This is a genomic window from Vibrio quintilis, assembly GCF_024529975.1.
GTDB classification, from domain to species: domain Bacteria; phylum Pseudomonadota; class Gammaproteobacteria; order Enterobacterales; family Vibrionaceae; genus Vibrio; species Vibrio quintilis.
In genome coordinates this window covers 2,107,283-2,124,200 of sequence record NZ_AP024897.1, presented here as the reverse complement: position 1 = coordinate 2,124,200, position 16,918 = coordinate 2,107,283, and the positions used below count along the sequence as shown (strand labels likewise).

General features: G+C 43.1%; 11 protein-coding genes. 9 read left to right on the top strand and 2 right to left on the bottom strand.

Annotated features, from left to right (window positions below):
* Positions 1–109: 109 nt before the first annotated feature.
* From OC443_RS09950 to rmf, 7 genes are all read left to right on the top strand, one after another.
* A complete protein-coding gene (locus OC443_RS09950) occupies positions 110–4,951 on the top strand; it encodes an NAD-glutamate dehydrogenase (protein ID WP_073582421.1) in 4,842 nt (1,613 codons plus the stop codon).
* 44 nt (positions 4,952–4,995) lie between these two features.
* Positions 4,996–6,006: a quinone-dependent dihydroorotate dehydrogenase gene (gene pyrD, locus OC443_RS09945; RefSeq protein ID WP_073582423.1), complete on the top strand. Its 1,011-nt coding sequence runs from the start codon at positions 4,996–4,998 to the stop codon at positions 6,004–6,006.
* 172 nt (positions 6,007–6,178) lie between these two features.
* A complete protein-coding gene (locus OC443_RS09940) occupies positions 6,179–6,715 on the top strand; it encodes a cell division protein ZapC (RefSeq protein WP_073582425.1) in 537 nt (178 codons plus the stop codon).
* Between the two features lie 510 nt (positions 6,716–7,225).
* On the top strand, positions 7,226–9,346 hold the full coding sequence (gene rlmKL / locus OC443_RS09935; protein WP_073582427.1) for a bifunctional 23S rRNA (guanine(2069)-N(7))-methyltransferase RlmK/23S rRNA (guanine(2445)-N(2))-methyltransferase RlmL: 2,121 nt from the start codon (positions 7,226–7,228) through the stop codon (positions 9,344–9,346).
* A gap of 72 nt (positions 9,347–9,418) precedes the next feature.
* Positions 9,419–11,347: an ABC transporter ATP-binding protein gene (locus OC443_RS09930; protein ID WP_073582429.1), complete on the top strand. Its 1,929-nt coding sequence runs from the start codon at positions 9,419–9,421 to the stop codon at positions 11,345–11,347.
* Positions 11,347–13,065: a DUF3466 family protein gene (locus tag OC443_RS09925; protein WP_073582431.1), complete on the top strand. Its 1,719-nt coding sequence runs from the start codon at positions 11,347–11,349 to the stop codon at positions 13,063–13,065. Before OC443_RS09930 ends, OC443_RS09925 begins: the two co-directional genes overlap by 1 nt.
* A gap of 127 nt (positions 13,066–13,192) precedes the next feature.
* Entirely contained in the window at positions 13,193–13,366 is a 174-nt protein-coding gene (gene rmf, locus OC443_RS09920; protein ID WP_073582433.1) for a ribosome modulation factor, read from the top strand.
* A gap of 182 nt (positions 13,367–13,548) precedes the next feature.
* Here rmf and fabA read toward each other — a convergent pair whose 3' ends face one another.
* Both fabA and OC443_RS09910 read right to left on the bottom strand, forming a co-directional pair.
* Complete coding sequence (gene fabA, locus OC443_RS09915) at positions 13,549–14,067, bottom strand: bifunctional 3-hydroxydecanoyl-ACP dehydratase/trans-2-decenoyl-ACP isomerase (RefSeq protein WP_073582435.1); 519 nt, start codon at positions 14,065–14,067, stop codon at positions 13,549–13,551.
* A 66-nt stretch (positions 14,068–14,133) separates the two neighbouring features.
* The gene (locus tag OC443_RS09910; protein WP_073582437.1) at positions 14,134–15,789 is read right to left on the bottom strand and encodes a S16 family serine protease; all 1,656 of its coding nucleotides are present in this window, start codon (positions 15,787–15,789) and stop codon (positions 14,134–14,136) included.
* Positions 15,790–15,947: 158 nt separating this feature from the next.
* Between OC443_RS09910 and matP the strand changes: the two genes are divergently transcribed.
* Together matP and OC443_RS09900 are read left to right on the top strand one after the other, a co-directional pair.
* Positions 15,948–16,397 carry a macrodomain Ter protein MatP gene (gene matP, locus OC443_RS09905; protein ID WP_073582439.1) on the top strand — a complete coding sequence of 150 codons (450 nt, stop codon included), beginning with the start codon at positions 15,948–15,950 and terminating at the stop codon, positions 16,395–16,397.
* Between the two features lie 25 nt (positions 16,398–16,422).
* Entirely contained in the window at positions 16,423–16,734 is a 312-nt protein-coding gene (locus tag OC443_RS09900) for a DUF3634 family protein (RefSeq protein ID WP_073582441.1), read from the top strand.
* Positions 16,735–16,918 lie beyond the last annotated feature (184 nt).

Below are 16,918 nucleotides of genomic sequence, written 5' to 3'. Positions count from 1 at the left end.
TGGATTAGTCCCGGTAAATTACTTCATAATTTAATGAATTCGTGTTTTTCAAACTATGCTTTACATGAATTGATAACAAAAACAATTACAATTAAATATGGAGTTTGCTATGGGATCGAATGATACATTGCAACCAGTCTTGGTAGAGAAAGTCTTCGAATTAATTCAAAAGAAATTGGAATCAGACCAATATGTAGTAGTGAAACAGTTAGCTCAACATCTTTTCAGAAATGTATCGTTAAATGATCTGACGAACCGGACTGAATCTGATTTATATGGTGCAGTGATCAGTTTATGGCATCATCTGAATGAAGTGAAACCAACAGCCCAGTCCGTCAAAGTTTTTAATCCGATTGTCAGTAAGCATGGCTGGCAGTCAACACATACGATTGTCGAAATCGTTGTTCCTGATTCTCCCTTTCTGGTTGATTCCATCAAGATGGTGTTGGCCAGATTAGATTTGGCAAGCCACCTGATGTTACACGGACCAGCCCAGGCAACCCGCAATAAAAATAATACAATTTCAAGTATTAATCAGGGGAAAGGGTCTCTGTATTCAATGTTTCATATTGAAGTTGACAGGCTGAACGATAAGGAAAAAATCAAAACACTGCGTGAAGAACTGAGCAAGGTGCTGAGTGATACTTCGCTGGTTGTCAAAGACTGGAAACCTATGGTTGAGCAACTTAATCATGTCATTCAGCACCTGGAAACCCAGCAGAAGACCATTCCGGTTGCTCCGGAACATTTCGCAGAGACAATCAAATACTTACGTTGGTTAGTTGATCATAATTTCACCTTTATGGGTTATAAGGAATATGATCTGACCGGAGCTGATGAGGGTTTAGAGCTCCAGCCGACTAAAGAGCCTGGGTTAGGCTTATTTTCTGAGCCCCGCAGAGTACGGAGTGTGAAGCTATCTGAATTTTCAGATTCCGCCCGGCTTGAAGCTACCAAGCCTTTTATGTTGATCCTGACCAAAGGAAATACACAATCCAGAATTCACCGGCCGGCATATACTGATTACGTTGGGATCAAAAAGTTTGATCAGGATGGGAATGTGATCGGTGAACACCGCTTTACCGGTTTATACACATCGGCAGTCTACAATCAGACGATCGAATCTATTCCCTTGATCCGTGAGAAAACGGGGCGGATCCTTTCTGCGAGTGGTTATCTGGTTGGATCGTACGCCTATAAGGCATTGCATAATATTCTGGAAAACTATCCGCGTGATGAATTGCTTCAGGCAACGGAAGAACAGTTACTGGAAGTGGGTACGGGTGTTGTTCAGATGCAGGATCGGGATCTTTTACGGCTGTTTGTCCGCAAGGATCCATTTGGTCGCTTCTTCAGTTGCATGGTTTATGTCTCAAAAGACAGACATACCACAGCACTCAGACGCCGGACTCAGGAAATTCTGGCTGAATATTTCGATTCAGGTCAGGAAGTCGAGTATACGGTTTACTTTTCAGAGAGTCCGCTGGCCAGAACGCATTATATCGTGCGGGTCGACAATAATAATATGGATGTTGATGTGAAGACGATAGAGCAAAATTTGATGGAAGCATCAACAAGCTGGGATGATCGTTTATCGGAAGCGATCGTTTCAAACTGGGGAGAAAGCAAAGGATTACCTTTATCGAAAGATTATTTACAGGCATTTCCCCGATCATATAAAGAAGCCATGATGTCCAGTACGGCTGTGGCTGATATTGAGCGGCTGGAGTCTCTGAGTGAAACAAATAAATTAGGAATGCTGTTTTACCGTCCTCAGGAAGAGGCAACGGACTCAAAAGTTGTGAAGCTGAAATTATATCACCGGGATGAACCGATTCATTTGTCTGATGTGATGCCGATGCTGGAAAAACTTGGCTTACGTGTTAACAGAGAATCACCGTATGAGGTCAGAAAGAAAAGCGGTCAGGTATACTGGATTCTTGATTTTTCGATGTTACACCGCAGTGATACCGGTATTGATATCCGGGAAGCCCGGGATCGTTTTCAACAGGCTTTTGCTTCCATCTGGAATGGCAGTCTGGAAAATGACGGTTTTAACCGGTTAGTGCTTGAAGCATCACTGACAGGCAGAGAAGTTTCAATTTTGCGGGCTTACGCAAGATATATGCGCCAGGTTGGCTTTCCGTTCAGCCAGAATTATATCGAAGAGACGCTCAACCATTATCCCCGGTTAGCTGCTAAACTGGTTGAACTGTTCGTAACCCGGTTTGATCCCCAGCTGAAAAAACGCGATCAGTTATTTGAAAAGTTGATCCATAATATTTCAGAACAGCTTGAAGATGTTGAAAGTCTCGATGATGATCGGATTATCCGTCGTTATATGGAAATGATCCAGGCGACGTTGCGGACCAATTATTTCAAAGTGGACGAAGACGGGAATCCAAAACCTTGTTTATCGTTCAAACTTGATCCACAAAATATTCCTGATATTCCGGCTCCTGTGCCGGCCTATGAAATATTTGTTTACTCACCAGATATTGAAGGGGTTCACTTACGTGGCGGGAAAGTTGCCCGTGGCGGACTTCGCTGGTCTGACAGGCAGGAAGATTTCCGGACGGAAATATTAGGTCTGGTCAAAGCGCAGCAGGTAAAAAATACTGTGATTGTGCCGGTTGGGGCCAAAGGTGGCTTTGTTTGTAAAAAGCAGCCTTTGATGAGCCAGCGTGATGAGATTTTTGCTGAAGGGCAACGCTGCTATCGTCAGTTTATTCGTGGCTTACTGGATTTAACGGATAACATCATTGATGGTGATGTTGTACCACCGGAAAATGTTGTGCGCCATGATCCTGATGATCCATATCTGGTGGTTGCAGCAGATAAAGGGACAGCTACGTTCTCTGATCTGGCAAACTCAGTTTCAGAAGAGTACGGATTCTGGCTGGGAGATGCTTTTGCTTCTGGTGGCTCTAATGGGTATGACCATAAAGCTATGGGAATTACAGCAAAAGGTGCATGGGAGTCAGTGAAACGTCATTTCCGCGAGCTGGGTGTAGATTGTCAACGTTCAGAATTTACTGTTGCTGCAGTTGGCGACATGGCTGGCGATGTATTTGGTAACGGTATGTTGTTGTCAAAACATACCCGGTTGTTAGCAGCATTTAACCACATGCATATATTCCTGGATCCGAACCCGGATACAGTGAAAAGCTGGAAAGAGCGGGAACGACTGTTTAATTTACCGCGATCTTCGTGGGAAGATTATGATACATCTCTGATTTCCAAGGGCGGTGGCGTTTTCTCCAGAAAAGCAAAGTCAGTGTCGTTATCAGCTGAAATCAGATCAATGCTGAATACAGACCGGAAAACATTGCCACCAAATGAAGTCATCCGTTTAATTCTTAAAATGGATATTGACTTATTATGGAATGGCGGCATAGGCACTTATGTTAAATCATCAGCGGAATCAGATACTGATGTCGGCGACAGGGCAAATGATGCAGTCAGAATTAATGGTGCAGAATTGTCGGCTAAGATCGTTGGTGAGGGCGGTAATTTAGGGATGACCCAGCTTGGGCGAATTGAATATGCACTTAAAGGCGGCCGGGTGAATACAGACTTTGTCGATAATGTTGGCGGGGTGGATTGTTCCGATAATGAGGTCAATATTAAGATCTTTTTAAATTCATTGGTGATGAATGGCGATCTCACCATGAAAAAACGGAATGAACTGCTTCAGTCAATGCAGGATGAAGTGGGTGATATTGTTTTATCTGATGCATACCGTCAGTCTGAATCACTTTCAGTTTCAGAAACTGCCGGCGTGACAACGGTTAAAGAGCTGATTCGTTTTATCCATGCACTTGAGAAAAACAACATTCTGGACAGGGCGCTTGAAAATCTGCCTGATGATGAAACATTGCTTGAGCGGGAGAAACAGGGCATTGGTCTGACCCGACCGGAGCTGTCTGTATTGGTTGCTTATGGAAAAATGGTTCTGAAAGAACAACTGGCAACAGCTCGTATTACAGATGATGCGTATCATGCGGCACATTTAGTTGAATATTTCCCATCAGAGTTACGTCGTAACTACCTTGACTTGTTACCGGGTCACCCCTTGAGACAAGAATTGATAGCGACTGCGCTGGCAAATCAAATGGTCAATGAAATGGGATGTAATTTTGTTTCCCGCCTGCAGGAAGAAACCGGGGCCGGAGTCGTCGAAATTACCAATGCCTACTGCGCTGCCCGTGACATATATAATTTTGATGATGTCCTGCAAAAAATAAGACTTGCCGATAATCAGGCTACAAGTTTAGTCCAGTATGAGATGATCAGTTTCGTTCGCCGAATGTTAAGACGTTTGTCGCGCTGGTTACTGCGTAATCACATGGGGAAAAAGTCTGTTGAAGAACTGGTGTCTTTGTATAAGGCTGATGTCACTCAGGTAACAGAGAATCTGAATGATGTATTGATTGGCAGAGAAATCAGTGATCATGATGCAATTGCGATCCGCTGGATTGATCAGGGAATTGATGAAGAGACTGCAAGATATGTTTCCCGTTTGTCCAGCCTGAACTCTGCGCTGGACATCAGTTCTGTTGCCCGGGAGAAAGGCATTACTGTTCTTCAGGCGGCAAAACTTTATTTTCATCTGGGGGTTCGTCTGTCGCTGCACTGGTTCCTTGAACAGATCAATCACCAGGCTGTGGAAAATAACTGGCAGGCACTGGCGAAAGCTGCTTATCGTGAGGATTTAGACTGGCAGCAAAGGCAACTGACTTCTCAGGTGCTGAGTTGTCAGTGTATGAATGATGCCTTTGATGAGTTAAAGCGTCTTGATGACTGGATTGAAGCCAATGAACAGGCGTTGCATCGCTGGGAGAATATTTTAAATGAATTTAAAGTGGGTTCTGCCCATGAATTTGCAAAATTCTCAGTTGCTTTGAGAGAATTAGCCCTATTAAATTTGAATTGTTCGTCAAATGAGTAATAATAAGGCCCCATTTAATGGGGCTTTTTTTATCAGGGGCAATTATGCTTTACCGTATCGCCAGAAGTGGTTTTTTTCAATTAGACGCAGAGAAAGTACACGATCTTGCTATCAAGAATTTAAAGCGTTTTACCGGCACTCCTTTTGATTTATTTTATCGCCAGCATCTTCCATACCGTCCTGTTGAATGCATGGGACTCACATTTAATAATCCGGTCGGGTTAGCAGCTGGTCTGGATAAAAATGGTGAATGTATTGATGCATTTGGTGCAATGGGGTTTGGTTTTGTAGAAGTCGGAACGGTGACACCCCGTCCACAACCGGGCAACGATAAACCAAGATTGTTCCGGTTGATTGAAGCTGAAGGGATAATTAACCGGATGGGGTTTAATAACCTCGGAATTGATCAGTTGCTCGAAAATATTGAACATTCCAGCTATGACGGAATCATCGGGATTAATATTGGTAAGAATAAAGATACGCCAATTGAAAAAGGGCATGAAGATTACCTGACCTGTATGGATAAAGCTTATTCATCTGCCGGCTATATTGCTGTGAATATTTCTTCGCCAAACACACCGGGACTTCGCTCGCTTCAATATGGTGAAGCTTTGGATGATTTGTTATCTCAACTGAAATCAAAACAGCGTGAACTCGCAGCTAAATATGATAAATATGTGCCGCTGACTTTGAAGATCGCACCGGATCTGAGTGATCAGGAGCTTGATCAAATATGCCAGGCTCTGCTGAAACATCAAATCGATGGTGTGATCGCGACCAATACAACACTTGACCGTTCAATCGTCATGGGAATGAAGCATGCAAATGAAGCCGGTGGGCTGAGTGGCAGACCTTTACAGTCAAGAAGCACCGAGGTTATCAGACAGATGCATCAGGTCTTAGGAGAGCAGATCCCAATTATCGGTGTTGGTGGAATAGATTCTTTTGTATCAGCGAAAGAAAAGATGATGGCCGGGGCAAAACTGGTGCAGGTGTACTCTGGTTTTATCTACCATGGACCTGGTCTAGTAAGGGATATTGTTAAAAACCTATAAAGATCATCGATTAATACACTGAATTACATTGAATTATATGAGAGGAAATGAGATATCGTTTCCTCTTTTTTTTTGCCTGACCCCTTTTAAAATGACTTTTATAGGAGAAGGTTATTGAAGCCTTTTCTGATGTCGCTACATTTTTATCAACGTTTTCTGGAAGCCGTTAGGAATGCTTAAACCAAGTGATAAGTGGAACTGGTACTACTGTGATGAAGAGGGACATCTGATGCTCGATTTGGGCGAAGATATCCTCTTCAGAACGCTGCTGCCGCGAAAAGTCCTTGTTACCTGTGCTTTTACTCCTTCGCAGTTTACCGTTGAAGATGCAGCTGACTATCAACACTTTCTCGAAAGCATGGCCGGGCTGGATTATTCCGGACCCAGACAGGTTGAGCTGGTCTTGAATTGTGTTGCTTCAAAGCGGTTTCATAAACCAGTTCAGCCTAAAAGCTGGTTTTTTGAGCCCCGCTCAACGGATTACACGCCTCAGGAAGGGGAAATTGTCCAGTTGACGAATCAGTTCAACAGAGGGCGGTTTATCGTTCTGGAGGTTGGAGAAAGCGCCAGCTTATGTTTAAGCGCTGAACTTGAGGCATTTATTCTTTCTCCGGGTAAAGAACTCGTATTCGGGCAGGCGATAAAAGTCATGCATGACCGGATGGAGTGTGTGAATTCAGATTCACAAAAGATAGCCCTTGTGGGTTAGTGATTTCCATGAGTATTATTTTGTTCCGTTTATATATTCTGTTTTATTTCCTATCGGCTTAATCAAGCCGATTTTTTTTGTCCTGGCTTACTGTCTGATATCCCATTTCGATCCGCATTTAGTGTGATATTCCTCAATAAATTTTGATTATATTTTTATTACTTGTCTGATTAAATTTAGATCAGACAGGGGGATTATTCGTCAAAAATTCCGCTTTTATATGTGTTTTGTAATTGAATTACATAACCATAATGCGCTTGGTATATACCAATTTTGAAGTGAATAAGTATGCGCTTACTTCTTGCTAATATCAGACAGAACAGGGTGAATACGCTATTTATTTTGTGTTGAGGACAGATAAGCTGTTTAAGTTTCAAACAATGAAGTACTGACTGTTGCTTTTACAGACAGATTCGTGGTGAGAGAGGGCGAAATAAACCAGCTTTGATTTACCCAAAGGAATGATTGTCAGGTATAATTGCTGGCCTTTTTTTAATATGAAGAACATCAATGCATCAATATCTAGCAACTACTTCTATCGGACTCGAAAATCTTCTGGTCGCAGAACTGCAGGAAATTGGTATCCAGGATGCCAGACCGGTGCAGGCTGGCGTGAAGTTTACTGCGACAAATGACTTAATTTATAAATGTTGTATGTGGAGCCGCCTGACATCCCGTTTTATCCGGATCATTTCTGAGTTCCATTGTCAGGATGATATGGACCTCTATCTGGCTGCCTCATCGGTGCCCTGGATGAAGTTTTTTCAGCCAAAAAGTCAGTTTGTAGTCGATTTCAACGGAACAAACCACGCGATCAGAAACAGCCAGTATGGTGCGATGAAAGTCAAAGATGCGGTTGTTGATGCATTTACCAAGAAAAACCTTCCCCGGCCAACGATCAGTAAAGATCAACCTGATCTTCGGATTCATGTCAGGCTGAATAAAGAGAAAGCACTTTTAGGCATTGATATGGTCGGGGAAAGTCTTCATGCAAGAGGCTACCGGACTAAATCAGGTATTGCGCCCTTGCGGGAAACGTTAGCGGCAGCAATGATTATCCGTAGTGGCTGGAATGGCCAGACAGCTTTAATGGATCCCATGTGTGGCTCCGGAACCATACTGATTGAAGCGGCAATGATTGCTGGTTGCGTAGCACCTGGTGCAAAACGAAAATGTTGGGCCTTTGAAAAGCTTGAAGATTTTGAAGCCGATGTCTGGGCTGAAATCAAAACTCAGGCAACTGTACAGTCCCGTAGAGGGTGTAAGCAACTCTCTGTTCCTGTTTATGGCTATGATTCAGATGAAAAAGTTTTAAAACTGGCTAAGGAAAATGCACGGCGGGCTGGTGTTGAGGATTTGATTCATTTTGAGTGTCAGGATGTCACCCGCCTGCACAAGCCGGATGGGTTTGAAAAGGGGATGATTATTTCAAATCCACCTTATGGCGAGCGTTTAGGCACCGAACCCGGACTGATTGCACTTTATTCTGCTCTGGGCGGCCAGCTAAAATCAGAATTTGGTGGTTGTCAGGCGATGTTTCTTTCCAGTTCCGGCGAATTACTGAGCTGTCTGAGGATGCGGGCTGAACAGCAGTATAAAATGAGAAATGGCAAACTGCCTTGTCTCTTAAAACTTTATTCAATCAGTGAACGAAGTGGTTCTTCCGAAAATCAGAATGATAAGGGGCCTGACATTGCCGCTGATTTTGCAAACCGGTTGAAGAAAAATCTCAATAAAGTGATGCCCTGGGCCAAACGGGAAAATATCGATTGTTTCCGTATCTATGACGCTGACCTGCCTGATTATAATGCGGCTATTGATTTTTACGGTGATTATGTTGTTATTCAGGAATATGCTGCGCCTAAATCTATCAGTCCGGAAAAAGCAAAACTACGTCTGACAGATTTAATCCGGGCCACAATTCATGTTTTAGATTTACAGGCAAATCAGGTGGTTTTAAAGGTACGTGAGAAGCAAAAAGGGAACGCTCAGTATCAGAAAATCGGTTCTAAATCGAATAAGCTTGAAGTGAATGAATATGGTGTCAAATTGATTGTGAATCTCTTTGACTATCTCGATACGGGATTATTTCTTGATCACCGATTAACCCGGAAGCAGCTTGGAAAAATGGCGGCCGGGAAAGATTTCTTAAACTTATTTGCTTATACAGGCACAGCCACGGTGCATGCAGCTTTGGGCGGTGCTAAGTCGACCACAACGGTCGACATGTCAAAAACATACCTTGATTGGGCCAAAGAGAATATGGCGCTGAACGGGCAGGTTGGTCGTCAGCATCAATATGAGCAGGCTGATTGCCTTCAATGGCTGGCGTCTGCAAAAGGTAGTTATGATTTAATTTTTATCGATCCGCCTACATTTTCAAATTCCAAGCGGATGCTTGCGACGTTTGATGTTCAGCGGGATCACATTCAGCTGATGAAGCAGTTAAAAGGGATATTAAAAGACAAGGGTGATATTGTTTTTTCGAACAATAAACGTCATTTCAAAATGGACCATGAAGCCTTGGATGAGCTGGGTTTAAAAGCTGAAAATATCTCTTCAGAAACTTTGCCGACTGATTTCAAAAGGAATAAGCATATTCATAACTGCTGGCTGATTCGTCACAAATAATGCTTCGGTGACAAGGTCACTTTTATGATGCTTGTCCGGGCTTAAACTAGAGTTTTGGTTGAATATAAAAATATGGCACTTGTTACAATTCATAATGGCTATTTAGCCTTTGGGGATCATCCATTACTTGATCATGTTGATTTTTCACTGCAGGAAAGTGAGAGGGTCTGTTTAGTCGGCCGAAATGGTGCAGGGAAGTCAACACTATTAAAAGTTCTTGATGGCAGCGTATTACTTGATGATGGAAAGCTAACGGTCACGCAGGATGTTGTTGTTTCCCGTCTGGAGCAGGATCCGCCCAGAGATCAGGCGGGCAATGTATTTGATTACGTTGCTGGTGGCCTGGCAGAGGTTGGTGCAGGATTAAAACGTTATCAGGAGCTTTTATCTCTGGTAGAACAGGAGCCGACGGAGTCAAATATTGCGAAGCTATCGAAAATTCAGGAGCAGTTAGATCATCTGGGTGCCTGGCGTTTCGAAGATCGAATTAAGAACGTTCTCACATCGCTGAAACTGAATGGCGAGACACTTTTATCTGATTTGTCTGGTGGCTGGCAGCGAAAGGCTGCTTTAGCCAGAGCGTTGGTTTCTGATCCGGATGTGTTATTACTTGATGAGCCAACTAACCATCTGGACGTGACAACGATTGAGTGGCTGGAGGCCTTTTTAAAAGACTTTAAAGGCTCTATCGTCTTTATTTCCCACGACCGCAGCTTTATTCAGGCCATGTCGACCCGGATCATCGATTTGGATCGCGGGCGGGTGGCGTCTTTTCCGGGAAATTATGAAAACTATCTGACTGAGAAAGAAGAGTTGCTGCGGGTCGAAGAACAGCAAAATGCTGAATTCGACAAAAAGCTGGCGCAGGAGGAAGTGTGGATCCGGCAGGGAATCAAAGCGCGCCGGACCCGCAATGAGGGCCGGGTCAGGGCGTTGAAAAAACTTCGCCAGGAGCGGACTGAAAGGCGGGAAGTACAGGGTAAAGTCAACATTCAGGTTGATGATGCCGTCCGGTCCGGAAAAATTGTCTTTGAAGCCGAAAACCTCTGTTATGAAATTGATGGGAACCGAATCATTGAGAATTTCAGTTTCAATGTCATGCGGGGAGATCGAATTGCATTTATTGGTCCGAACGGCTGTGGTAAAAGTACGTTGCTAAAGTTGTTACTGGGAGACATCACACCGACCAGCGGCAGATTACACTGTGGAACTAAACTGGAAGTGGCGTATTTTGATCAGTACCGGGAAAAGTTAGATCCTGAAAAGACAGTCATCGATAACCTGGCTGATGGAAAGCAGGAAGTTATGATTGGCGGCCGGCAACGCCATGCACTTAGTTATCTTCAGGACTTTTTATTTTCTCCGAAACGGGCCAGGACACCGGTTAAGGCGCTTTCCGGTGGAGAGAAAAATCGTCTTTTACTGGCAAGAATTCTGTTAAAATCAAATAACTTATTAGTGCTTGATGAACCAACCAATGATTTGGATATTGAAACGCTGGAACTTTTAGAAGATCTGCTTGCCAATTATCAGGGTACTTTGCTTCTTGTCAGTCACGATCGTCATTTCGTCGACAATACAGTCCTGACCAGCTGGATTTTTGAAGGGAACGGTCATATTGAAGAGTTTGTTGGTGGTTATCATGATGCCCAGCAGCAACGTCAACAGGTGAAAGAGAGCAGACAGCAGGCTGTTCAGCAACCAAAACCTGAGGCGAAGTCTGTTGCGACGGAGAAAAGCAATACTGCCAAAAGCAGTAAAAGTAAAAAGTTATCTTATAAGCTGCAACGGGAGCTGGAGTCACTTCCGGAAAAGCTGGAATCTTTAGAAGAAGAGATTGAAGTGTTACAGAACAAAGTCAATGATGCAGAATTTTTTGCTCAGGGAATAGAGTATACTCAGCCCGTTCTCGATCGCCTGAAAGAGGCTGAAAGTGAACTTGAATATGCTTTTGAACGTTGGGAAGAACTTGAAGAATTACAACAAGGCAGCAATTCATAATGATACAGACGAACCTAAGAATCAAAACATTAGCTTTCTCCATCTTTATTGCGACCAACGCACACGCAAATTTATATCAGGTTGTCGAAGTAACGCCTTCATGGATCACTGACAGTTACCAAAGTTCATTTGGTGTTGCTGTTCAGCCTTCTCAGGATGATAGTGATTCCGCAACCAATCACAATAGTTGTTTTCTTGCTTCATCTGTCGGTGGTACAGCATGTGATGATTTTACTATCGCAGGTGAAACCCGTTATCAGAAAACAATGGCCGGACAGCCCGTCGATGGCATCCCTTTCAGAGAAGAAGCACCATTTGGTATGGATAATTCTTTTGCATATGTGCAGTCGCATAGCGATCTGAAATCTTACTGTTCTTCTGAATTGCTGTATGCAACATGTTCATCCTGGGCCGAACTACAATGGGATGAATGGTATAAGGAACTTTCCGGAGATACGACCCCAAACTCTGTTGCATTTATCAGCAGTAACAGTTCTTTCTATGATAATTCAAAAAATATTGTCATTAACAGTTTAACATCAGATCTTTCTCCGGTTGGTATCGAGAGCTCACTTGGAGATAGCCGGGCAACAACAAGTGCTTTGTCACCTGTTGCGCCTGTCGATGATGACACATTCGATAAATCCCGCGCCTGGAAAACTGATGGTACATACACCGTCGGGAGTGTTTCCGTAAATTATACCAACGACAATGGTAAATATTACAGCTCAAAAGCTGCTATCTGGGGAAGTGATGGTGCCGTTGTTCAGTTGTCCTGGCCAAGTGGGAAACAAGATGAAGATGAACGTCTGGCTCAGGGAAGTATTCGTGATTTCATCGTTCAGGACGGCACTATTTATGGCGTAGGTTATAACACCTATGATAGTGATAATAACTATATGAATGCGACTGTATTTAAAGTCAGTGAAAGTAATTATACAGATGCATCGCTGTGGACTTCGACAATTATCCAAAATGCCCGGACGAAGATTAGTGGTGATTATATCTATAGTAATAGTGTGCTAACCGGGATCAACAAAAATCTGGTTGCAATTGGTGAAGCAAAGCGGGCTGGCAGCAAGCCAGCGAGTGGTGCGGCGGCAAACCGGTTGTTCATTGTTCCAGATGTCAGCGAGTCATCTCTCAATGGCTCATTTTTCTCCGATAGCCTTGAATTTACAGGGGCGGGTGGTCATGCCAATGCGATCAACAACTATAATGAAATTGTTGGTCAGATTGATACTGAATCTGCCCGGGAAAAAGATGGAAAACCAAGACGTAAACGGGCGTTTATTTACCCTTATAACGGCAATGGCAGTGACACTGAACGTATGGCCGTATTTTCGAACCAGGCCTGGTTGCTGGATGATTTGACCAATGATGGCAGCGCAACATCAAACAATAACCAGTATCGTATTTTGATGGCTTCAGATATTAATGATGCTGGTGTAATCGCGGCGACAGCCATTAAATGTGATGGTGGATATAGCTCGATAGCCCATGATGCATCCTGTGGTGGTACGGAAACAACGGTTGCTGTCAAACTGGTTCCGGTTGAAGGTGCAACAAACAGCGATATTCAGCAAAGAAGCTATGAAAATAGTTCAACTGACAGGCAAGGTGCATCGTTTGGCAGCATTGGATTGTCATTGCTCGGTTATATTTTCTTCCGTCGAAGAAAGAATTTTGTAAAGAGCACGAGCGAATCACAGATTTAATATTGATGATTTTTTGTACTTGAGTCCTTATGAGATTTGAGCGATGCTTAAAGATGTGGTCATAAAAAAACCACAAAAATGTAATAGTTGTCATTGGATAAAATAGCGACTGTATGAGGACTTAAGTATGAAGAGACAAAAGCGGGATCGCCTCGAGAGAGCACAGTCTCAGGGATATAAAGCTGGTTTAAATGGACGCTCTGTTGAGCAGTGCCCGTATCAGCAAATGGATGTTCGCTCCTACTGGATGGGAGGATGGCGAGAAGCCAGAGAAGATAAAAATCTAGGTCTCTATAAATAAGATAATCATGTCACATACATTTACAGCCCCTCATACAGGGGCTTTTTTATACACATATATCCTGACGCACTATAACTAAGTGTTTATACCAAAAATAAACGGCTCATTTAAGAGCCGTTATCAATTTATCGACATAAGTCAGAACAACAATCTACAAGGGGAGGGAAACCCTGTGTTTGATATCAGAATGTTGAAGTATCCTGGAAAAGACCAACTTTTAAATCTTTTGCGGAGTAAATTTCTTTCCCGTCAACCAGAACACGTCCATCCGCTAATCCCATCACTAACTTACGGTTAACAACCCGCTTCATGTGGATTTCGTAAGTTACTTTTTTCGCTGTTGGTAAAATTTGTCCGGTAAATTTTACTTCGCCGACACCGAGTGCCCGGCCTTTGCCTTTTCCGCCAATCCAGCCAAGGAAGAAACCAACAAGCTGCCACATTGCGTCAAGTCCCAAACATCCGGGCATGACAGGGTCACCAGGGAAGTGACAATCAAAGAACCATAAATCAGGAGTAATATCTAATTCAGCCAGAATCAAACCCTTACCAAAATCGCCCTCTGTTTCTGACATTTTTGTTATGCGATTCATCATCAACATATTAGGTGCTGGTAACTGCGGATATCCAGGACCAAATAGCTCGCCACGGCTGGACGCTAAAAGTTCATCGTATGTGTAAGATTCTCGTTTATTTTGCATTATCTGATTACTCCAAAATTCTGTAGATTGCATGTTAGTGAACACGTGTACGCTAAACAAGTCCGATCAGTCAAAATTGAACTTACCTCTCACTCGTTCCCAAAGTGTTTCTGTATGTTCACTCCGATCGAATTCATCAATCCGGCTTGCTATCTTGCTGATAACACTCTCACTGTCTTTATCTCTGAAAGGTTTACCCATCAAAATCGGAACCGCTTCATCAACCGTTGAAACCGGCCATATGTGAAATTGCCCGGACTGAATATCGGAAATAATCGAGTGGTGTAATGCCAGATTGTTTAAATTGGTTATCGGTAAAATTACGCCTTGTTTGCCAGTTAATCCCTGGTGTTTGCATACCCGGTGAAAGCCTTCAATTTTCTCATTTAGTCCGCCAACAGCCTGAACCCGCCCAAATTGATCGACAGCACCAGTCACGGCAATCTGCTGGTCGATTGCAATGTCAGACAGGGCGCTTACTAACGAACAAACCTCCGCAAGAGAAGCGCTGTCTCCGTCGACTTCACTATATGACTGCTCAAATACGATCGAAGCCGAGTAGGGTAACGGTGCATTTAATTTCAGCGCACTGCTGACAAACGCCTGCATAATCATCATCCCTTTTGCATGCAGATTCCCGCCAAGATCAGCTTTTCTTTCAACATCACTGATGTCTCCGTCACCAAAATGAACCACACAGGAGATTCTTGCCGGCTCGCCATAAGAAATCGGATGGCCAGCAATATCAATCACAGTAAGTCCGTTGACCTGACCGACCTGTCGGCCTCTGGTTTCAATCAGAACCTGACCGTTGAGGATATCATCGCAGGCGCGCTCGGGCAGGTAACTTTCCCGGTAATAACGACTGTCCAGTGCTTGCTGAATATGTTCTGAATGAATCGTTTGGTGTCCGGATTCCAAAGCCGCTTCTTCAAGCAGTGACTGATGCCAGAACGGACACAAAGGAATATGAAGCTGATCCTCTGTCTGATAGCGAATGCCGGATGTCAAAAGCAGTTTGATTGCATCAGAAGAAAGCGCAGGGAGTTGATAGAACCGGCATAACCATTTCAGATACTTCAGATAATTTTCGATATTTGTTGAGTTGACTCTCAGGTCGAATTCTATTTCACCAAAAAGGGATAAATCACTGCGGATATCTTCATCAATCTCATCAATCTCAGCCAGCTGCTCTCTGTCACCAACAATAATCAGTTTGATATTGTAAGTTTTACACCATTCATACTGTAGCGGGGATTTCTCGTCACAGTTTAAAGCGGTAATTTTCTCACCGAATAGTGCACCTTTCAGTAACGGCCAGAATTTGGGGTTTGCAATTAACCAGTTTGGAGAGATAACAATGTATCCGCCATCTGCTTTATCGAGTAGCCCCGGAATTTCACTGACCACATGGCCATTTTCAGCTTTAATCGTTGGAAATAATGTATTTTTTTCCAGAGACTCAGTGGAGACGATCGGGACATTCGCGGCAATGAACTCCTGTAACTTCGTACATATCATACGCCGGTATACGGAATTATCCGGCGCATGAATCAGCAAGATTTTCGTCAAACCTTTCAGCTCGGTAAAGCGTTTCAGAACCGTCTGTACCCGGGGTTGAACGGACAGTAAATCAGCGGGAATAATGGAATCATATTGAGCAAATTGCTCAGTATATGTATCGAACTGTGGTGTGACATGGCGCCAGATATCTTTGGTCATCTTCAAGTAAAATCTGTATTTTAAAGGTTTTCGATTATATAAGAATATACAGCATGCTGAAATCAGAGAATGGAGAAATGCTGATTTGATGTTAAGCAATTTATGAGTTACGCTGTAACTGTGCGCTTTTTAATGAAAGATAACAGGTAGATAACGTCATGAAGTACCAACAACTCGAAAATCTGGAATGTGGATGGAAATGGCAATATCTGATGAACCGCTGGAAAGATGGAAGTCAGATCACGAAGTATGTCGACACGAGTGAAATTGATCATGCGGTATCATTATTGAAAGAGATTGAACATGAGCCTGTCCGGGTACTGGAGTGGATTGAAAATCATATGTCTCCGGAGCTGGAAAATAAGCTCAAGCAAGCGATCCGGGCCAAGAGAAAGCGCCATTATAATGCAGAGCAGATTCACACACGTAAAAAATCCATTGATCTGGATTACCGGGTTTGGGAAAAGCTTTCATACAGAGCGAATGAGCTGGGTTGTACATTATCTGATGCCATCGAATATCTGTTATCTGAAGCATCGAAAACAGAAAAAGCCAACCAGAAAGTCAGCACACTTAAAGAGGATTTAAATCGCTTGCTTTCAGATTAATTTCAATGTGAGTAAAGGTACATTTATGATCTATGTAATTATTTCAGCTGCCTTAGTTATTTTCTGGCTCTTAGTTGTCGACCGTCCGGTTCTTTATATCCAGTTTAAAGACCATGAGTTAGTCAAAGTCAAAGGCCATTTGCCACCGGCATTAAAACATAATCTTTCTGAGATTTGCGCGAATACAGATTTCAGCGGCAACATGAAGGCTTATCAGCGCAGCGAAAGAATTAAATTAGTGTTTTCATCTTCAGTTCCCAAGAGTGTCCAGCAAAGAATCCGAAACGTTTTTCCATTCAATAGCTTCAACGATAAAACAGCAAAAAAGAGAGCCTGACAGACTGAAACATCCTCTGTAAACATCATTACATTAAGTGCGCATTATGTATATTATGTTAAATTGACTATCCGACATACAATCAGAGCATCCTGTTCTCTGACTGCATTTCAGCCTGAAGACTGAACCGGTATCCTCATAACCTATCTTTATTACTTTCTGCTGTGTTACGGCTATGAGGATT